The sequence below is a fragment of the Streptomyces sp. NPDC048565 genome, assembly GCF_040650935.1.
Taxonomy (GTDB): Bacteria; Actinomycetota; Actinomycetes; order Streptomycetales; family Streptomycetaceae; genus Streptomyces.
The window spans coordinates 1-19,539 of record NZ_JBEZIH010000019.1; the positions used below are offsets into that span (position 1 = coordinate 1).

Sequence of the window (19,539 nt, forward strand, 5' to 3'; positions counted from 1 at the left end):
CTACCCCCCGCTCTTCCGATCTGGCCTCGACGGGGGGAGGGGCGCCCCCCCCCCGCTTCGTCAAAAGCGCAGGACCGCCGCGAGCCGGCCGTGGTCCGCGAGGGAGTCGTCGGCGACGAACGCCACCTCGCCGCCGTTGTCCAGAACGGTCTCGATGAGCTCGTCCACGATGTCCTCGCGGATCCCGCCGTCGCCCGGCGCGACGTCCGCCGGGTCCACGGGCTGCAGGTGGTTGTCGGTGACCCTGACCGTCCGCTGGAAGTGCTCCTCGACCGCGACGAAAGCCACGCGGCCCTCCCTGGCGGCTGTCCAGACCTCGTCGAGGCCGCTCGTGAAGGACTTGGCGCCCCGGGCGGTGTCGAGCCTGCGCCGGGCAGCGGTGTCCGTCTGCGCGTGCCAGTCGTCCAGCGCGGCCTTCAGTTCATCGGCCAGCTCGGGCGCGGTGGTTTCCGCGGTCGTTCCCTTCGGAACCTTGCAGGCGGCAGACTTCGCGCTCTCCCCGACGTCCTCGAGCAGGGAGAGCGCCTGAGGCAGTCCGACCAGGAACAGTGGCCGGGGGTCCGCGGCCAGTACGGCGCGCAGCTTGCCGTCAACGGTGCGGAAGAAGCTGCGGGTGTCCTCGTTGGAGTAGATGCTCGGAGCGCCGCCGCTCCTGGCCTGGCGCTCCGGGTCGAAGTTCTCGTGCGGAGGGCTCAGCGGGAATCCGTGCCGCTCCTCCGCGCGCAGCACCTCGTTCGTGCCCGACCAGAGTGCCGCGTGTTCGGCGGAAACGCTGAGCACCCGGAAGAGCTGCGCTCCGGCCTTCGCCGCGACCAGGTTGCGGGTCAGATAGCTGTCGCTCAGCACCACTCGTTCGGGTGCGGTGCGCGGCAGCTGCCAGATCTGGTACTCGTCGGTTCCGGCGAAGACGACGAGGGACTCCAGGGCGCGGCGCTGGTCCACCTCGGCCACCGCGCGGTCGAGTTGCGCCTTCACCGCGGCCCTGGCCTCGTGGGTGACCCGGGAGTCGGCGTCCAGCCGGTTGCCGGCCTCGGCCACGAGGTTCCGCAGGCGTACGGCGTCCTGGGCGTTGTCCGGCGCGCGTCGGTGGGTCGGCATCGTCAGCGACAGAGCCGGATAGGGCCTGGTCGCGCGGAGTTCCTGCAGCAGGCCGGGCGTCAGGGCGTCCGTATCCATCGTTCCCTCCCGGAGGGTTCGGGGTCCGCGGTGCTCAGGGCCGCTCCTTGGCGCGGAGCGGTCATTCAACGAGTCAATTCATACCTTTTGATTTTAGTATGGGCGAATTGTCCCTTTGTCCTTCCGGAGGTGGATGCGAGGTGAGCGCGTCCGAGGCCGTGACGGACGCGCTGCGCGAGCTCCACGGGCGCTTCGCCGACGTACGTGAGGGGCGGCGCGCCGACTACATCCCGGAGTTGACCAGGTCCGATCCCGAAGACTTCGGGATCGCACTCGTCAGCATGGACGGGCACTCCTACAGCGCGGGCGCGGCGGATGTCCCCTTCACCCTGCAGTCGGTGTCCAAACCCTTCGTCTACGCCCTCGCGCTCGGCGTGCTGGGACTCGACGAGGTGGGCCGCTGGGTGGGCGCCGAACCGAGCGGTGAGGCGTTCAACGCCATCAGTCTGGAGCCCGGCACGGGACGGCCGGCCAACGCGATGGTCAACGCCGGCGCCATCGTCACCACCGCCCTGGTCCCCGACAGTCGCGAGGCCCCCGCATTCCAACGCATCCTGACCTGCCTGAGCCGGTTCGCCGGACGGAGGCTGGACGTCGACGAGGACGTGTACGGGTCGGAGGCCGCGACCGGGGACCGCAACCGGGCCCTCGCCTATCTGATCCGCAGCACGGGCACCCTGCCCGTCGATCCGGTGGCCGCGGTGGACACCTACTTCCGGCAGTGTGCGGTGCTGGTCGATGCCACCGACCTCGCCGTGATGGCCGCGACCCTGGCGCACGGCGGGCTCAACCCGGTCACCGGGGAGCGGGTGGTCTCACCCGAGGTCGCGGCGCAGGTCCTGGCGGTCATGGCGACCTGCGGTATGTACGACGCGTCGGGCGACTGGCTGCTGAGGGTCGGGCTGCCCGCCAAGAGCGGTGTGTCCGGCGGGCTGATCGCGGCCGGACCTGCCCGCTTCGGCCTGGCCGCCTACAGCCCGCGGCTGGACGCGGCCGGCGCGTCGGTACGCGGCCACGCCGCACTCGGCGCGCTCTCGGAACGCCTCGGGCTGCACCTCATGAGGAACCCGGCGCTGCCCGGCTCCACCGTCACGTTGGTCACCACCGCCGATGTGCTGCCCTCGGCGCCGTCCGGCCCGCGTGAGCGTGCGCTGCGTGAGCGCGTGGGTGTCGTCGCGGCGCAGGGGGCGCTGGACTTCACCGCTGCCGAGCGTGTGCTGTACGCGCTGGACGAGTCGGGACCGGGGCAGGCCGGTTCGGTGGTGCTCGATCTGCGCGAGGTGACCGGCGCCGACTCCCTCGCCCTCGAACTGCTGCACGCGGGCCTGTCCCGGCTCGCCCGGGAAGGCCGGAGCGCGGCCGTCGTCGATCCGGGCGACCGGTTGGGCCCGCCGGACCTGGTCAGGGAGCGGACCGGCCAGGACCTGCCGCGCTTCGACTCCCGCGAGGAGGCGGCCGAGCACTGCGTGCGGGCCCTGGCCGGGCCGGGCTGAACCGCTACCGGCCCGTCACCGGACGGCCGGTCACCAGATCTCGTCGACCCACTCGGGGTGGTCGACGAACGGGTTCCTGTTGTGCTGGAACTGGTCGAATATGACCTCGTTCCGGTTCTGCTCGAAGCTGTCCGGCGGGTCCTCCTGGCTCCACTCCTTCAGCACGGAGAGCCGCCCGATGTTCGGGGCCGAGCCGTTGCTCACGCTGTCGTTCGGCTCCAGGTCGGCGAAGGCGTCGTCGCCCTCGTAGCGCACCGCCATGTAGAGGATCATCCGGGCGACATCGCCCTTGACCGCGTCGCGCGGCTCGAAGGAGTCGCTGTCGGTGTAGTTGCCCGGCGCCCCCGATACGGCGCTGCCGCCGTTGTCGAAGTCCTTGTTGCCGCGGACGGAGTTGACCTGGACGTCCTCGGGACGCAGATGGTGGATGTCGGTGCCGGGCCCGGTCGAGGTGCCGAAGTCGCCATGGGACTTGGCCCAGACGTGCTCCCGGTTCCAGTCGCCGGTGTCGCCCCCGTTCTCGCTCTTGGCCTGGGAGCGGCCGGTGTAGAGAAGGATCACGTTGGAGGAGTTGGCCGGATCCTCGTCGGTCTCCTTGAGCGCGTCCCAGACCTGGCTGTAGGAGAGCGTGGTCTGCTCGCTGATGATCGAGTGCAGCGAGCTCTTGAGTGCGGTGCCCGTCTTGCCCAGGGCGTCCTGGTAGTAGGTGTCGTCGAGTGCGACGGCCTGGGACGACCGCTCGGCGGACGCGGATGCGGACGCGACTGCGGGTGTGGCGGCGGGCGCGGCGGCCGCGACGCCCGTGAGAACGACGACAGAGGCGGCTGTCGCGAGTAGTGGACGCGCGTAGAAACGGCGACGGCTGGACATGTGGGGTGTCCTCTCCGGGGCTGTGGAACGGCGGCGTGTCGGCCGGACGTTGACTGCTCGGTCGGGAGCCTTCCACACGCACGGTGCCCGCCGTGTGAACGTTGCGTAGTCATCATGTGCAGGTCAAGTGACGGCTTTTCGTGACCGGTTCCGTGGCCGCTTCCAGGACCGTCCTGGCATCGGATGCGCCGAGGTCGCACGAGGGCGAGAATTACGGAAAGGACGAGGAGGCGGTATGAGCGAAGAGTCCGAACCCGGATCCGTGCCCGAAGTACGAGGGGTGACCCCTGACCGCCTGCTGCACGCGGGAGGCGGTGATCAGCCCACCGCGGAGGACCTGGTGCTCGCCTCCGGGCGGGATCTGACCCCGGAGAGCCTGGAGTGGGCCCGGCGCAGGCTGTCCGAGGAAGGCCGCTCCGCGATGGACAAGCGGCTCCCGTAGGACCTGCGGGGCCCCCTGGGACGGGGAGCGTGCGGAGCACTTCCCGCCCCTCGGTTAGCCTGAACGCCATATGAACCGTTTGACGACGTCACAGGGCGAATACGATCTCGCCCGCTTTCCCGAGAACCCGCGCGACCCGTTCCGTGCGTGGGATGCCGCCGACGAGTACCTGCTGCGGCGGCTGGAGGGGGCGGACGGGAGCGAACCCGTCCACCCGGCCGGCACCGTGGCCGTGGTGGGCGACCGCTGGGGCGCCCTGGCCACCGTGCTGGCCGCACACCGGCCCGTGCAGATCACCGATTCGTATCTCGCGCGGCGGGCCACCGAGGCGAACCTGGCACGCAACGGCGCAGCCCCGGATTCGGTGCGCGTGCTCTCGGTGCGCGACACCCCGCCGGACCGCGTCGACCTGCTGCTCGTACGGGTCCCCAAGAGCCTCGCGCTCCTGGAGGACCAGCTCCACAGGCTCGCCCCGGCCGTGCACGCGGGGACCGTCGTCATCGGTACCGGCATGGTGAAGGAGATCCACACCTCCACGCTCAAGCTGTTCGAGCGGATCATCGGGCCCACCCGCACGTCCCTCGCCGTGAAGAAGGCGCGGCTCATCTTCTGCACCCCGGACCCGGCCCTGCCCAGGACCCCCAGCCCCTGGCCCCACCGCTACGAACTCCCCGACGACGTGGGCGCGGTCTCCGGCCGTACGGTCACCAATCACGCCGGGATCTTCTGTGCCGAGCGCCTGGACATCGGCACCCGCTTCTTCCTCAAGCACCTCCCGCAGCGCGGCGGGCCCGAACGCGTCGTCGACCTGGGCTGCGGAAACGGCGTCGTGGGTACCTCCGCGGCCCTCGCCAACCCCGAGGCCACGGTCACCTTCGTCGACGAGTCGTACCAGGCGGTGGCCTCCGCCGAAGCGACCTTCCACGACAACGCCCCCGCCGACGCCGAGGCCGACTTCGTGGTCGGCGACGGGACGGCGGACATGCCCCCGTCGAGCGTGGACCTCGTCCTGTGCAACCCGCCGTTCCACTCGCATCAGGCGGTCACCGACGCCACGGCCCGGAACATGTTCCACGGAGCGCGTTCCGCCCTGCGCCAGGGCGGGGAACTCTGGGTCGTCGGCAACCGGCATCTCGCCTACCACACCCAGCTACGCCGGATCTTCGGCAACTGCGTCACCGTCGCGGGTGACCCGAAGTTCGCGGTCCTGCGGGCCGTCAAGCGCTGACCGCCGGGCCGGTGCCCGGCGCGGTCATCCTACGAGGAAGGCACGAGCCGATGGACGATCCAGACCCGGGACTGTTCGGACCGGGCTCCGTCACCTGGCAGATGCACGGGGACCCCATGATGTGGGTGGCCGGCGTACGAGCCCTCTATCTCCAGGCGCTCCACCCCAGGGCCGTGCGCGGCGTCACGCAGAACTCCGACTTCCGCAAGGACGCCTGGGGCCGTCTCATGCGCACGGCCGGCTTCGTCGGCACGCTCACCTACGGCACCACGCAGGCCGCCGAGGAGTACGGGGCGCGTGTCCGCAGGATCCACCGGCTCCTGCGGGCCACCGACCCGGAGACCGGCGAGGTCTACGGCATCGACGAACCCGCGCTGCTGCTCTGGGTGCACTGCGCCGAGGTCGACTCCTACCTCCAGGTCGAACGCCGTTCCGGCTACCCGATCACCGATGCCCAGGCCGACCGCTACGTCGACGAGCAGCGGGAGTCCGCCCGTCTCGTCGGCCTCGACCCGTCGGACGTCCCGGGCACGACGGCGGCCCTCGCCGCCTACTTCGAGCAGGTCCGGCCGCTGCTCGCCGCAGGCCCGGAGGCCGCGGACGTCGACGACTTCCTGCGTGAACCGCCGGTCCCCGCCCTCCTGACGCCTGCCCGCGCCCTGTTCTGGCGGCGCGTGGCCGCACTCGCCTACGACTCCCTGCCGGCCTACGCCCACGCGCTGTACGGCAGAGCGGCACCGCCTCAGGCAAGGGTCGACCGCCGCCTGCGCATCACGGGAACCGCCCTGCGCGCGGTGCCCGCCCGCCTGCGCAGGCGCCTGCCGCCCGGGCACATTGTGAAGGCGATGGCACGACTCGGGCCCGGGAGCCGACCCACCCCGTACAAACTCCGCAGACAGGCAGCCATACTGGACGGGCCGGGAGGGCGCAGCGGTAGTGGCAGCGAAACAAACGGGGGCGACAACAGGCGATGGCGGACACCAGGCTGATCCAGAGCCGGTACCGGCTGCTCGATCTGATCGGGCGCGGAGGCATGGGCGAGGTGTGGCGTGCGCGCGACGAATCGCTGGGCCGGCAGGTCGCCGTCAAGTGCCTGAAACCGATGGGGCCGCAGCACGACCCGGCCTTCACCCGCATACTCCGCGAGCGCTTCCGCCGGGAGGCGCGGGTGGCCGCCGGGCTCCAGCACCGCGGCGTCACCGTCGTCCATGACTTCGGCGAGTCGGACGGCGTCCTCTACCTCGTCATGGAGCTCCTGGAGGGACGCAACCTCAGCCAGCTCCTGGAGGAGAACAAGCAGCGTCCGCTGCCCGTGGCCGATGTCGTCGACATCGCGGAGCAGGTCGCCGACGCCCTCGGCTACACCCACCGGCAGGGCATCGTGCACCGCGACCTCAAGCCGGCGAACATCATGCGGCTCGACGACGGAGCCGTGAAGATCTGTGACTTCGGCATAGCCAGGCTCGGCCGCGAGATCGGCCTCACCTCCCGGCTCACCGGCACCGGCGTGGCCATGGGAACCCCGCACTACATGTCGCCCGAGCAGATCAGCGGCGGTGAGGTCGACCACCGCAGCGACCTCTACTCCCTGGGCTGTGTGCTGTACGAAATCGCCACGGGAGTACCGCCGTTCGACATGGACGACTCCTGGGCCGTGCTCGTCGGACACCGCGACACCGCTCCCGAGCCACCACGCAACCATCGCGCCGAACTCCCCGGGTTCCTCGACAGGGTCGTCCTGGACCTGCTGGCCAAGACACCGGCCGAGCGGCCGGCCGACGCACGTGACCTGCGGCAGCGCATCTCGCTCGGGCGCACCGGCGAGCAGCCCGGGACCATAGGGGTCCCGCTCGCCCCGCCCGTCCTGGTCCAGCACCCCGGTGGCTCCGCCCCCCGGCTGCCTTCCTGGACGCGCGACATGACCACCGGGCACAAGGCGATCGCCGCGACGCCCCCGGAGACCTCCGCCGCCGACCACGACGCCGCGCTGACAGGAGCCTGGACCACCGGCTCAGGGCTCGTCCCCGCCGGCGCGCTGCCGCCCGCGGGAGCCGTCCGCCCCACCCCGTCGCCCGAACTGCTCGCCACCCTGGCCGGCCGGCACAGCGCCGGGCTCAACCTGGGGCGCCTGGGGCACTGGGAGGAGGCGGGCGACGTCCACCGCATGATCGCCTCCGAACGCGAAAAGGCCCTGGGGCCCGACCACCCCGACACCCTCGCCAGCAGGTACGAGATCGGCTTCACCCTCAGCCGCACCGGGCGGGCCGAGGACGCGCTGCGGGAATTCGGCGGGGTCGCCGACGGCCGGGAACGCACCCTGGGCCCCGACCACCCGGAAACCCTCGCGGCACGGCAGGAGACCGCGTACGTACTCGGCCAGCTCGGCCGTCACTTCGAGGCCCACCAGATCTACGCGGCGGTCCTCGCCTCGCGGGAGCGCTCCATGGGGCCTGAGCACCCCGACAGCCTGCGCTGCCGCCACAACCTCGCCTTCAACCTCAGCAGGCTGGGCCGCCTCGACGCCTCGTACCGCATGGCCCGCGAGGTGGCCGACGCCCGCGGCCGGCTGCTCGGCGCCACGCACCCGGACACCCTGGTCACGCTCTACGAAGTGGCGTACACACTGGGCCGTCTCGACCGCTGGACCGAGGCCCTTGCGACCTACCGCGAGGTGGCCGACGGCCGCGCCGTCACCCTCGGCACCGATCACCCCGACACACTGTCCGCACGCTACGAGGTGGGCATCAGCCTCGGCAGACTCGGCCGCAGCGCCGAGGCCCTGGAGCTCTACCGAGCCCTGGTCGACGACCGCACCCGGGCCGGCGGTCCCGCCGACCCCGAGACGCTGCGCGCCCGGCACGGCCTCGGTGTCAACCTGGGACGGATGGCGCGCTGGGAGGAGGCGCTCGATGAGTCACGCGAGGTCTGCGCGATCCGGGAACGCACCCTGGGCCCCGACCACGCCGACACGCTCGTCAGCCGCCGCGAGGTGGCCGTCGGGCTCGGCTGGCTCGGCCGCTGGGCCGAGGCGCTCACCGACTACCGCAGGGTCGCCGAGATCCGCGAACGGGTGCTGGGCGCCGACCACCCCGACGCCCTCGCGAGCCGCAACGACGAGGCGCACTGTCTGGAGCAGCTCGGCCGCGGTCCTGAGGCCGCCGACCTCTACCGGCGGGTCGCCGACCTGCGCAGGCAGCACGGGGCGCCGCCGCACTGACCCTCAGGCCAGGTCGGCCCGTACGCGGTAGAGGTCGCGCAGCAGCGCGATCTCCGCCCCGTGGTGCAGCAGCTCCTGGTTGACCCACCACACGGTCTCCAGGAAGGGGTTCTCCGGGTCGCTGCCATAGGGATACGAGCTGTACCCGACCGTGTCGAGCGCCGCGTCGTCGGCGCCGAGCAGCGCCGAACGCCAGACGGCCGCCGAGGCGTCGAAGTCCGCGACGGCCCCCGCAGCGTCCCCCACCACGCGGTAGTCGTCCCGGGTGAGGCCGTGGCTCCCCGCCGTGTGATCGGCGCGCAGCGCAAGGAGTTCGCTGAGATGACTCAGTCGCCACGCGAGGGTGGTGAAGGGCGGCGGCGAGGGATGAGGGAACGGCGCCGTGTCGCGTCCCCATGTGCCGGCACCCGTCAGAAAGGCCGCGCTCCGCCCGGGCCCGGCGCTCCGGAGGCGGACCGACCAGCAGTCCGGCACCGGCTCCCACAGATACTCCTCGTCGGTCAGCACGGGAACCTCCACGTCCGTGCCGTTGCCGCTGTCCACATGCGGGCCACTGAGCCGGTGGGTGAGCCGTTCGCGTGCCTGGTCGAACTGCTCCAGCAACGGGACCAGACGGGCGGGTGTGCTCATCGGACGGATTCTCCTGTGCCGGGCGCGTGACGATGCGGTGCGGGGCAGTACCTTGCCACAGCGGCCGCCCTGGCCCCACTCGTTTTCGACGCCCACCCCGGGCCGCCACCCTGTCCAGAGACGATCACCCCGTGTTACGAAGGGGCATGGCCGCAGACGAGACAACCCCACCCGGCACCCCCGCGCGCGCCGCCTACGACGCGGTGATCGTCGGCGGTGGGCACAACGGCCTGGTCGCCGCCGCCTACCTCGCGCGCGCAGGGCAGTCGGTGCTGGTCCTGGAACGCCTCGCCGGCACCGGGGGAGCCGCCGTGTCGACGCGCCCCTTCGCCGGGGTCGACGCCCGGCTCTCGCGCTACTCCTACCTCGTCTCGCTCCTCCCGCGGAAGATCGTTCGCGAGCTCGGTCTCGACTTCGCCGTACGCAGGCGCACCGTCTCCTCGTACACTCCGGTGGTGCGCGGCGGCCGGCCCACCGGGCTGCTCGTCGGCGGTGACGGCACCCGGGAGTCGTTCGCCGCACTCACCGGCGACGGACGCGAGTACGAGGCCTGGCAGCGCTTCTACGGGATGACGGGCAGGATCGCCGAGCGGGTCTTCCCGACGCTCACCGAACCCCTGCCGAGCCGCGATGACCTGCGGGCGCGCGTGGACGACGCCGAGGCCTGGCGCATGCTGTTCGAAGAGCCGATCGGCGTCGCCGTCGAGGAGAACTTCGCGGACGACCTCGTACGCGGGATCGTCCTCACCGACGCGCTGATCGGCACCTTCGCCGACGCCCACGACCCGTCCCTGCTCCAGAACCGCTGCTTCCTCTACCACGTGATCGGCAACTCCACGGGGGACTGGGACGTCCCGGTCGGCGGCATGGGCGCGCTCACCGACGCCTTGGCCGGCGCGGCGCGCGCGGCGGGCGCCGAGATCCGCGTACTGCACGAGGCGACCCGTATCGACACCGACGGCACCCGCGCCGATGTGACTGTCCGCTCACCCGACGGGGAACACGTCGTCGGCGCGCGCCGTGTCCTGGTCAACGCCTCGCCCCAGGCGCTCGCCACGCTCCTCGGTGACGAGCCGCCCGCTCCGGCCGAGGGAGCCCAGCTGAAGGTGAACATGCTGCTCACCAGGCTGCCGAGGCTGCGTGACCACTCCGTCGATCCGCGCCGGGCGTTCGCCGGCACCTTCCACATCGCCGAGGGATACGAGCAACTGGCGACCGCGCACCGCGAGGCGGCGGCCGGACGCCTGCCCGGTGCCCCGCCGTCCGAGATCTACTGCCACTCGCTGACCGACCCCTCGATCCTCGGCCCCGGGCTCCAGGCCCGTGGCTACCAGACCCTCACGCTGTTCGGCCTGCACACCCCCGCCCGGCTGTTCACGGCCGACAACGACGCGACGCGTACCGCGCTGCTCGCGGCCACCCTCGCGGAACTCGACGCCCATCTGGAGGAGCCGGTCGCCGACTGCCTGGCCCTCGACTCCGACGGCAGGCCGTGCATCGAGGCGAAGACACCCCTGGACCTGGAGCGGGACCTGAGGCTCCCGGCCGGCCACATCTTCCACCGGGACCTCGCCTTTCCGTACGCCACGCGGGGCACGGGCCGTTGGGGCGTCGAGACCGCCCATGCCAATGTCCTGCTGTGCGGGGCGGGCGCGGTGCGCGGCGGCGGGGTCAGCGGGGTGCCGGGCCACAACGCCGCCATGGCTGCGCTGGGCCGCTGACCGGCGCGGCGCCGACAGCGCTCCGCCCGGCCCTGTCCGGTGCGGTGGACGCGGCGGGCGGAGCGCCTCGGGGAACGGGGCGGCGAGTGCGGGCTCGTCACCTCCGTCCCGTCCGGCCGGACGGGACGGAGGCGGTTGCGGGCCACCTCGCGCCCCGTGCGGGCCGGAGGCCCTCCCGGCCGGCCGGGAGGGGGTGCGGATCGGTCAGGAGCTGGTGCAGGCGCCGACGACCGGGGCCGATGTGCTGCCGTTCGTCGCGACGGTGAAGCCGAAGGTCGTCGAGGCCCCGGCCGCCAGGGTGCCGTTCCCGGCGGGCTTGACCGTCACCTCGCCGTTGTATCCGTCGCTCCACGTCGAGGTCCGGGTGTACGTCGCCGTGCAGGCACCGGCGTCGCCGCCGCGGTCGGAACCGCCGAGTGCGGCGAGCACGGCGTCGTAGGCCGGCTTCTTGTTGTAGTCGCCGTCGAAGAGCAGCGGGGTTCCGCTGCTGCGCCACGAGTACTTGTCGGTGACACCCCAGACCGTGAGGCCCGTGCACCGCGTGACGGCCAGGCAGGCCTCCACGACCTGGGTGTAGCTCTGTGCCTGAGCGGATCCGGAGCCTTCGATGTCCAGCTCGGTGATCTGCACATCGACGCCGAGGTCGGCGAAGCGCTGCAGGTTGGCCTGGTAATCCGAGGGCACGGGGGAGTTGCTGTTGAAGTGCGACTGGAAGCCGACACAGTCGATCGGGACGCCGCGCTCCTTGAAGTCCTTCACCATGTCGTACACGGCGTCGCTCTTCGCGTTCTGACCGTCGGTGTTGTAGTCGTTGTAGCAGAGCTTGGCATCGGCATCGACCGTACGGGCGGTGCGGAACGCCTCCTCGATGAACCCGTCCCCGAGGGTGTCCTGGAACGGCGAACTGCGCCGGGCCCCGGTGTTGCCGTCCTCGTACGCCTCGTTCACCACGTCCCAGGAGTCGATCTCGCCCTTGAAGTGCGTCATCACCTGGGTGATGTGGTTGTTCATGGCGGAGCGGAGGTCGTCGGCGCCCAGACCGCTCACCCAGCCGGGAAGCTGCGAGTGCCACACCAGGGTGTGGCCCCTGACCTTCATCCCCTGGCCCTGCGCGTGGCTGACGATCTGGTCGGCCGCCGAGAAGTTGAACGAATCGCGGGAGCTCTCGACGGCGTCCCACTTCATCTCGTTCTCGGGCGTGACTGAGCCGAACTGGGCGTCCAGCGTCGACGCGTAGTCCGCCTCGCCGAGGTGGCTGGCGGCCACCGCCGTGCCGAAGTAGCGGCCGCTCGCGGCCGCGGCGTCGCCGAGCTCACCGGCGGCCTGGGCGCTGCCTGCGAGCGCCACGACTCCGGCAGCGGCGAGGACGCCCGCCGTGACGAGGGAGAGCGCTCGTCTGCCGCGGGCCGGCCGGTGCGGGCGGGCGGGGACGCCGCTCGGGGGGATCTGGGCCATCACGTTTCCAGCCTCTTCTTCCGGTTGCCGGGTGACCGAACTGGACGCCCGGCATGGGGGGTTCGGACCGTTCGAGGTGCGGGAACAAGGGGGAGCGAGGGAGAGTATGCGCTGCATGGGAAGTCGCGTCAACGCTGCATTTCCGAAATGTTTCCGAGCCAACTGGCGCTGCTGTCGGCAGTGTTGGCCGTTCGACCTGCGTATATGCCGACTGTGTGACTTCCCTTCGGTGGCGTCTCGCCGGGGTCGTGGTAATTGAGCTGGGGCATGACGAAATATATGCATGCCGTGTGTCGAAAGTTTCGAAGGGTGGGTGGGGTGCCCCGCTCAGCTTCGGGTGCGGGGCACCGCGCGCGCCATCCGGTCGGCCGCAGCCACCCGCGGAGCACTGCCGGAACGCCAGGTACGCACCGGATGGACGGAGTTGCCCAGAACGATCAGGAAGGAGTCCGTCACCGGATCGAGGACCAGGCTGGTGCCGGTGAACCCCGTGTGGCCCGCTGTGCGCGGCCCGGCCATCGCGCCCATGTACCACGGCTGGCAGAGCTCGAAGCCGAGGCCGTGGGCGTTCCCGGGAAAGGCGGTGTTGAAGTCCGTGAACAGCAGCTCCACGGACTCCTCGGACAGGATGCGGGACGCGCCGTAGCTTCCCCCGTTGAGCAGGGTGCGGGCCAGCACGGCCAGATCCCAGGCGCAGGAGAAGACACCCGCGTGGCCGGCGACCCCGCCCAGGCTGTACGCGTTCTCGTCATGGACCACGCCCCAGACCAGCCCGCGCTCCAGCCCCGACCAGGGCGGCCGGGCGTCCTCGGTGGCCGCGATCTTCGGCCGCCAGGAGGCAGGGGGGTTGTACCGGGTGCGGTGCATCCCGAGCGGGCCGGTGATCTCCTCGCGGAGCAGGGTGTCCTGAGTGCTGCCGGTGATCCTCTCCAGGATCAGTTGCAGCGCGATCAGGTTGAGATCGGAGTAGAGATACGCCGTACCGGGGGCCGAGACCGGAACCTCGTCCCGGATCATGCGCAGCTTTCCCTCGCGGGTCGGCTCCTCGTAGAGCGGGATCCAGGCCTGGAGGCCCGAGGTGTGCGTCAGCAGCTGACGGACCGTGATGTCCTGTTTGCCGGCGCCGGTGAATTCGGTCAGCCAGGACGCGACCGGATCCCCGAGCCCCAGCGCTCCCCGCTCGATCTGCTGCACGGCGAGGACCGAGGTGAACAGCTTGGACACCGAGGCCAGGTCGAAGACCGTGTCCTCGGCCATCGCGATCTGCCGGTCAGGCGGAAACTCCACCCCGGTGCCGGTCTCCTCGTCGTACGCCGCGTAGCGCACCGCCCGGCCGATCGGCCGGTGCAGGGCCACCGTGCCGCCCCGGCCCGCGAGCAGGACCGCACCCGCGTACCAGGGGTGGGCGGGGGAGGGGGTGAGGTACCTCTCCGCGTCGGCGACCAGCAGACGGAGCTGGTCCGGCAGCAGCCCGGCACGCGCGGCCGAGCCGTGCGTCAGTGTCGGTCCGCCCCGCCCCGGCACCTGTCCGGTCATCAGGACCCCTCCGATGTGCGCCGTGCTGAAACTTCCCGCCGGACCAGAGGCTACGACACAGGCCTTCCGGACCCTTGACCCTCGGCGGCCCGCCACCCAGGATCACGCCATGACAGGTGTACGCAGCAGCACAGTGGACGGCGTCCTGACGCGCAGCGCACGGCGCACCCCCGGCCGTACCGCCGTACGGTATGCCGGGCGGTCCTGGACCTACGCAGCCATGGACGAGGCGGTCAGCACGGCGGCCGCGGTGCTGACCGGTGCGCACGGGCTGCGCCCAGGCGACCGGGTGGCGACCTACGCCCACAACTCGGACGTGTACCTGATCGCCTATCTGGCCTGCGCCAGGGCCGGACTGGTCCATGTGCCGGTCAACCAGAATCTCACCGGCGAGGACCTGGCCTACATCCTCCGTCAGTCCGGCAGCGCACTCGTCCTCACCGACCCGGGGCTCGCCCCGCGCATCCCGGCGGGCCACGACGTACGGCCGCTGCGTGACGCGCCGGGCTCCCTCCTCGGTGAGCTGGACACCCCGCGCCCCTTTGCACCCGCACGCGAGCCCGGCGCCGACGACCTGGTCCAGCTGCTCTACACCTCAGGCACGACCGCCCGGCCCAAGGGCGCGATGTTGACCCACGGCGCGCTGGTCCACGAGTACGTCAGTGCTGTCACCGCCCTCGACCTGCGGGCCACCGACCGGCCGGTGCACTCGCTGCCCCTCTACCACTCCGCGCAGATGCATGTGTTCCTGCTCCCGTACCTCGCGGTGGGCGCCGAGAACACCATCCTCGACTCCCCGGACCCCGGCCGGATCTTCGATCTGGTCGAAGCGGGGCAGGTGGACAGCGTTTTCGCGCCGCCGACCGTCTGGATCGGACTCGCCAACCACCCGGAGTTCGTCACCCGTGAGCTCGGAGCTCTGCGCAAGGCGTACTACGGTGCGTCGATCATGCCCGTGCCGGTCCTGGAACGTCTGCGTGAACGGCTGCCCGAGCTGGCGTTCTACAACTGTTTCGGGCAGAGCGAGATCGGCCCGCTGGCCACCGTCCTCGGCCCCGACGAGCACGAAGGGCGGATGGACTCCTGCGGGCGGCCCGTGCTCTTCGTCGAGGCGAAGGTGGTCGACGGGGACGGCAAGGAGGTGCCCGACGGCACCGCGGGCGAAGTGGTCTACCGCTCGCCTCAGCTGTGCCAGGGCTACTGGGACAAGCCGGAGGAGACCGCGGAAGCCTTCCGCGACGGCTGGTTCCACTCGGGCGACCTCGCCGTACGCGACCCGGAGGGCTACTTCACGGTCGTCGACCGGGTGAAGGACGTCATCAACTCGGGAGGCGTGCTCGTCGCCTCCCGGCAGGTGGAGGACGCCCTCTACACCCATCCCGCGGTGGCCGAGGCGGCCGTGGTGGGACTGCCCGACGCACGCTGGATCGAGGCGGTCACCGCGATCGTCGTGCTCCGGGGCGAGGCCTCCGAATCCGAACTCATCGAGCACGCCCGCGAGAAGCTCGCCCACTTCAAGGCGCCGAAGAGCGTCCTGTTCGTCAAGGAACTCCCACGCAACGCCAGTGGCAAGATCCTCAAGCGGGAGCTGCGCGACCGGTTCTCCGCAACCTGAGGGGCGCTCCCGCGGGTCACCGGGGTCCGCTCAGCCTGCCTCCCTCAGATCGACGATCCGCTTGATCTTGCCGACCGACCGCTCAAGGGTCTCCGGATCGACGATCTCCGCTCCGACGCTCACACCGACCTCGTCCTTCACCGCCGCCACGATGGCAAGGGCGGCCGCCTCACGCTCGGCCGTCGAGGCACCGGACCGCGCCTCGGCCCGTACGGTCAGCGCGTCCATCCGCCCCTGCCGGGTCAGCCGCAGCTGGAAGTGCGGGGCGACCCCCGGGGTCCGCAGCACGATCTCCTCGACCTGGGTGGGGAAGAGATTCACCCCGCGCAGGATCACCATGTCGTCACTGCGGCCGGTGACCTTCTCCATCCTGCGGAAGACCCGCGCCGTGCCCGGCAGCAGCCGGGTCAGATCGCGGGTCCGGTAGCGGATCACCGGCATCGCCTCCTTGGTGAGCGAGGTGAGCACCAGCTCGCCCTCCTCGCCGTCGGGCAGCGCCTGGCCGGTGAGCGGATCGACGACCTCGGGATAGAAGTGGTCCTCCCATATGTGGAGCCCGTCCTTGGTCTCCACACACTCCTGGGCCACCCCCGGGCCCATCACCTCCGACAGCCCGTAGATGTCGACGGCGTCGATGGCGAAACGCTCCTCGATCTCGCCGCGCATCCGCTCGGTCCAGGGCTCGGCGCCGAAGATCCCCACCTTCAGTGACGTCGACCGGGGATCGACCCCCTGACGCTCGAACTCGTCCAGGAGAGTCAGCATGTACGAGGGCGTGATCATGATGATCTCGGGCCTGAAGTCCTGGATCAGCCGCACCTGGCGCGCTGTCATGCCCCCGGACGCCGGAATGACGGTGCAGCCGAGGCGCTCCGCCCCGTAGTGCGCTCCCAGGCCGCCCGTGAACAGGCCGTATCCATAGGCCACATGGGCCTTGTGGCCCGGCCGCCCGCCCGCCGCCCTGATCGACCGGGCGACCACGTCCGCCCAGGTGTCCAGGTCGCGCTCGGTGTACCCGGCCACCGTGGGCCGGCCGGTCGTGCCGCTGGAGGCGTGGAGCCGCCGCACCCGGTCCTCGGGCACGGCGAACATCCCGAACGGGTAGTTGTCGCGCAGATCGGCCTTGACGGTGAACGGGAAACGGGAGAGATCGGCGAGCGAACGGCAGTCCTCGGGCAGCAGCCCCGCCTTGTCGAAGGCCTCGCGGTAGAAGCCGACGTTCTCATAGGCGTGCCGCAGCGTGGCGCGCAGCCTCTCCAGCTGAAGGGCTTCGAGCTCGTCGCGGCCGAGCCGCTCACCGGCGTCAAGCAGCACGGTCATACGGATCATCCCCTCGCCGACCGGCGACCGACCATTCGTTCGCCTCCTGGGAGCAGTAATTCAGGAGGTGAGGGGTTCTGGCAAGGGGGGTGCCGGGCCTGTGGACAAGTCCTGGACAACTCCAGGTCAGAAGCCCAGGTCGGTCAGCCCGGGGTGGTCGTCGGGCCGTCGTCCGGGCGCCCAGCGCAACCGGCGCTCCGACTCCTCGATCGGGGCGTCGTTGATCGACGCGTGGCGGGCCCGCATGAGTCCGCTGTCGTCGAACTCCCAGTTCTCGTTGCCGAAGGACCGGTACCAGCGGCCGGCGTCGTCGTGCCACTCGTAGGCGAAGCGCACGGCGATCCGGCTGCCCTCGTGCGCCCACAGCTCCTTGACGAGACGGTAGTCGAGCTCCCGGGCCCACTTGCGTGCCACAAAACGGATGATCTCCTGGCGTCCCGTCACCCACTCGCTGCGATTGCGCCATCGGGAGTCCGGCGTGTAGGCGAGCGCGACCTTCTCCGGGTCCCGGGTGTTCCAGCCGTCCTCGGCGCGGCGGACCTTCGCGAGCGCGGACTCCTGGGTGAACGGCGGCACGAGCGGTTGTGTGTTCATTGTGGCTCCTCCGGGAGAGTGAGAACGCGCGTTCTCATCTGGGTGTCGTACAGTAGGAGAACGCCTGTTCTCACGCAAGGCGGCAAGGGGGGAGTCCCGTTGGATCTCGAACGAGCCCGGTCCGCGGCGCTGGAAGCAGCCGAGGATCTGTTCTACGCACGCGGCATCCAGGCGGTCGGCATGGACGAGATCCGCTCCGCGTCCGGTGTGCCGCTCAAGCGCATGTATGCGCTGTTCCCCTCCAAGTCCGTACTGGTCCGTGCCTGCCTCGAAGCCCGGGACACCCGGTGGCGCGCACAGCTCGCCGCGTACGTGGACAGCCGGCCGGGGCCGCCGCGGGAACGCGTCCTGGCGGTCTTCGACTGGCTGTACTCCTGGTTCTCCGAGCCCGGCTTCCGCGGCTGTGCCTTCACCAACAGCTTCGGCGAGATCGGAGCCACGGACGCCTCCGTGGCCGGCATCGCACGCCTCCACAAAGATGCTTTCCGCGCCTACGTCACCGGCCTGGTCGTGGCGGCGGGACAGTCGCAGGACTCCGCCTGGGCCTGCGTACTGCTCGCCGAAGGCGCGATCGTCACCGCGGCACTCTCCGGAACGCCGGAGCCCGCACACCAGGCCCGTCGGGCGGCCGCCCGGCTCCTGGCACACCCCGTCGTCACCTGATTCGCTGTGGGCGTACGCGCCCGCGACGGTCCGCCGTGCCTGTTTGGATGTCTGCCATGCCGATCTTCAGTACGTACGACGGAACCGAACTCGCCTACCACCTGGTGGGCGAGGGCGAACCGCTGATCTGCCTGCCGGGCGGCCCGATGCGGGCGGCCCGCTACTTCGGTGACCTCGGCGGTCTGTCCGCACTGCGGCAGCTGGTGCTCCTCGATCTGCGGGGCACCGGGGACTCCGCCGTCCCGCAGGACCCGGCGACGTACCGGATCGACCGGCTCGTCGACGACGTCGAGGCGCTCAGAGCGCACCTCGGCCTGGAGCAGGCCGATGTACTGGGCCACTCCGCCTCCGGCGAACTCGCGGCGCTCTACGCGGCGAAGTACCCCCGGCGACTGCGCTCCCTCACCCTGGTCACACCCGGGACGGGCACCCTGGGCCTCCCCGCCACCGACCAGGACCGGCGCGACGCCGCTGCTCTGCGCGCCCACGAGCCCTGGTACGCCGAGGCCAGAGCCGCTCTGGACGAGATCCAGGCCGGACGGGCAACCCCCGAGGCCTGGGCGGGGATCCGGCCGTTCACCTACGGGCGCTGGGACGCCGAGGCCCGGGCCCACGCCGCCCTGTCACCCGCCCAGCGCAACACTTCGGCCGGGTCGCTCTACTACCCCGAGGACGGCCTCGACACGGAATCCACCGTCGCCGCACTGCGGGAGCTGCCGGTGCCCGTGCTCGTCCTCGCGGGGGAGTACGACGGAGGCCCCAGCCCCGACCGCGCCGCGGAACTCGCCGCGCTCTTCCCCCACGCGGAGTTCGTCGTCCAGCGCGGCGCCGCCCACTTCCCGTGGATGGACGACCCCGGTGCCTTCGTCCGCACCGTCGCCGCCTTCCTCGACCCCGACGTCAGTAGCGTGCAGGCGGGCGGTATCCGGCTCGCCTACCGCACCTGGGGTGATCCGGCGGCCCCGCCCGTCATCCTCGCCCACGGGCGGAGCGGCAGCAGCCTCGACTGGACGGACGTGGCCGAACAGCTCGCGGCCCGCCACCGGGTGTACGCACTCGACTTCCGGGGCCACGGTCTCAGCGACTGGCCCGGCCGGTACTCCTTCGAGTTCTTCCGTGACGACCTGCACGCCTTCCTGGAGGCCCGCAACCTGTCCGGTGCCACGGTGATCGGTCACTCGATGGGCGGCGCGGCGGCCCTGCTGCTCGCCGAGCTGCACCCGGCCCTGGTCGGCGCCCTGGTCATCGAGGACGCCCCGACCCTGCTCCCGCTCGACCCGCCCAGGCCCCCGTCCGAGCGGCCCGCGGGGGAGCTCGGCTTCGACTGGCAGGTCGTCCCGTCCACCGACGCCCAGCTGAACGACCCGGACCCGGCCGCCCGGGAGCGCCTCGGCGAGATCACCGCCCCCGCACTGGTCGTCGGAGGCGCCCGCAGCCATGTCGACCAGGAGCAACTGGCCTGGATGGCGGAGCAGATACCAGAAGGGCGGTTCGTCTCCGTCGACGCCGGCCACCTCGTGCACGCCGACAACCCACAGGCGTTCCTCGACGCCCTCAGGGCGTTCGGCGTCGGCTGACG

At 71.3% G+C, this 19,539-nt stretch carries 15 protein-coding genes and 1 pseudogene; 9 read left to right on the plus strand and 7 right to left on the minus strand.

The features are described from left to right. Nucleotides 1–60: 60 nt before the first annotated feature. Nucleotides 61–1,176, minus strand: a complete 1,116-nt coding sequence (locus AB0C75_RS22370) for a chemotaxis protein (protein ID WP_362893444.1) — start codon at nt 1,174–1,176, stop codon at nt 61–63. A 140-nt stretch (nt 1,177–1,316) separates the two neighbouring features. On the opposite strand from AB0C75_RS22370, the gene glsA reads away from it, so the two are divergent. Continuing rightward, complete coding sequence (gene glsA, locus AB0C75_RS22375) at nt 1,317–2,669, plus strand: glutaminase A (RefSeq protein WP_362893445.1); 1,353 nt, start codon at nt 1,317–1,319, stop codon at nt 2,667–2,669. A gap of 30 nt (nt 2,670–2,699) precedes the next feature. Here glsA and AB0C75_RS22380 read toward each other — a convergent pair whose 3' ends face one another. After that, entirely contained in the window at nt 2,700–3,539 is an 840-nt protein-coding gene (locus AB0C75_RS22380; RefSeq protein ID WP_362893446.1) for an endonuclease, read from the minus strand. A gap of 235 nt (nt 3,540–3,774) precedes the next feature. On the opposite strand from AB0C75_RS22380, the gene AB0C75_RS22385 reads away from it, so the two are divergent. The 4 genes from AB0C75_RS22385 to AB0C75_RS22400 all read left to right on the plus strand — a co-directional run bounded on the left by AB0C75_RS22385 (nt 3,775) and on the right by AB0C75_RS22400 (nt 8,426). Then, nucleotides 3,775–3,981: a hypothetical protein gene (locus AB0C75_RS22385; RefSeq protein WP_362893447.1), complete on the plus strand. Its 207-nt coding sequence runs from the start codon at nt 3,775–3,777 to the stop codon at nt 3,979–3,981. A 70-nt stretch (nt 3,982–4,051) separates the two neighbouring features. Beyond that, nucleotides 4,052–5,209 carry a methyltransferase gene (locus AB0C75_RS22390; RefSeq protein WP_362893448.1) on the plus strand — a complete coding sequence of 386 codons (1,158 nt, stop codon included), beginning with the start codon at nt 4,052–4,054 and terminating at the stop codon, nt 5,207–5,209. Between the two features lie 50 nt (nt 5,210–5,259). Further along, nucleotides 5,260–6,198, plus strand: coding sequence for an oxygenase MpaB family protein (locus AB0C75_RS22395; RefSeq protein WP_362893449.1), 939 nt, complete (start codon nt 5,260–5,262; stop codon nt 6,196–6,198). Then, nucleotides 6,180–8,426 carry a serine/threonine-protein kinase gene (locus AB0C75_RS22400; RefSeq protein WP_362893450.1) on the plus strand — a complete coding sequence of 749 codons (2,247 nt, stop codon included), beginning with the start codon at nt 6,180–6,182 and terminating at the stop codon, nt 8,424–8,426. Before AB0C75_RS22395 ends, AB0C75_RS22400 begins: the two co-directional genes overlap by 19 nt. Nucleotides 8,427–8,429: 3 nt before the next feature. Here the strand turns inward: AB0C75_RS22400 and AB0C75_RS22405 are convergent, their stop codons facing one another. Further along, entirely contained in the window at nt 8,430–9,056 is a 627-nt protein-coding gene (locus AB0C75_RS22405) for a DinB family protein (RefSeq protein WP_362893451.1), read from the minus strand. Nucleotides 9,057–9,202: 146 nt separating this feature from the next. Here AB0C75_RS22405 and AB0C75_RS22410 point away from each other — a divergent pair, with 146 nt between their 5' ends. After that, on the plus strand, nt 9,203–10,777 hold the full coding sequence (locus tag AB0C75_RS22410; protein ID WP_362893452.1) for an NAD(P)/FAD-dependent oxidoreductase: 1,575 nt from the start codon (nt 9,203–9,205) through the stop codon (nt 10,775–10,777). Nucleotides 10,778–10,981: 204 nt separating this feature from the next. On the opposite strand, the gene AB0C75_RS22415 is transcribed toward AB0C75_RS22410, so the two are convergent. Both AB0C75_RS22415 and AB0C75_RS22420 read right to left on the minus strand, forming a co-directional pair. Then, on the minus strand, nt 10,982–12,232 hold the full coding sequence (locus tag AB0C75_RS22415) for an endo-1,4-beta-xylanase (protein ID WP_362893453.1): 1,251 nt from the start codon (nt 12,230–12,232) through the stop codon (nt 10,982–10,984). A 342-nt stretch (nt 12,233–12,574) separates the two neighbouring features. After that, nucleotides 12,575–13,768, minus strand: a pseudogene (locus tag AB0C75_RS22420) (serine hydrolase domain-containing protein); the annotation flags it as partial. A gap of 109 nt (nt 13,769–13,877) precedes the next feature. Here AB0C75_RS22420 and AB0C75_RS22425 point away from each other — a divergent pair. Further along, nucleotides 13,878–15,383, plus strand: coding sequence for an acyl-CoA synthetase (locus AB0C75_RS22425; RefSeq protein WP_362893454.1), 1,506 nt, complete (start codon nt 13,878–13,880; stop codon nt 15,381–15,383). 30 nt (nt 15,384–15,413) lie between these two features. On the opposite strand, the gene paaK is transcribed toward AB0C75_RS22425, so the two are convergent. Together paaK and AB0C75_RS22435 are read right to left on the minus strand one after the other, a co-directional pair. Further along, nucleotides 15,414–16,703 (minus strand): phenylacetate--CoA ligase PaaK, encoded by a 1,290-nt coding sequence (gene paaK, locus AB0C75_RS22430; RefSeq protein WP_362893455.1) that lies wholly within the window; start codon nt 16,701–16,703, stop codon nt 15,414–15,416. 126 nt (nt 16,704–16,829) lie between these two features. Then, nucleotides 16,830–17,297 (minus strand): nuclear transport factor 2 family protein, encoded by a 468-nt coding sequence (locus tag AB0C75_RS22435; protein ID WP_362893456.1) that lies wholly within the window; start codon nt 17,295–17,297, stop codon nt 16,830–16,832. Nucleotides 17,298–17,396: 99 nt separating this feature from the next. On the opposite strand from AB0C75_RS22435, the gene AB0C75_RS22440 reads away from it, so the two are divergent. Together AB0C75_RS22440 and AB0C75_RS22445 are read left to right on the plus strand one after the other, a co-directional pair. Next, nucleotides 17,397–17,960: a TetR family transcriptional regulator gene (locus tag AB0C75_RS22440; RefSeq protein WP_362893457.1), complete on the plus strand. Its 564-nt coding sequence runs from the start codon at nt 17,397–17,399 to the stop codon at nt 17,958–17,960. Nucleotides 17,961–18,016: 56 nt separating this feature from the next. Beyond that, on the plus strand, nt 18,017–19,537 hold the full coding sequence (locus AB0C75_RS22445) for an alpha/beta hydrolase (protein WP_362893458.1): 1,521 nt from the start codon (nt 18,017–18,019) through the stop codon (nt 19,535–19,537). Nucleotides 19,538–19,539: the final 2 nt, after the last annotated feature.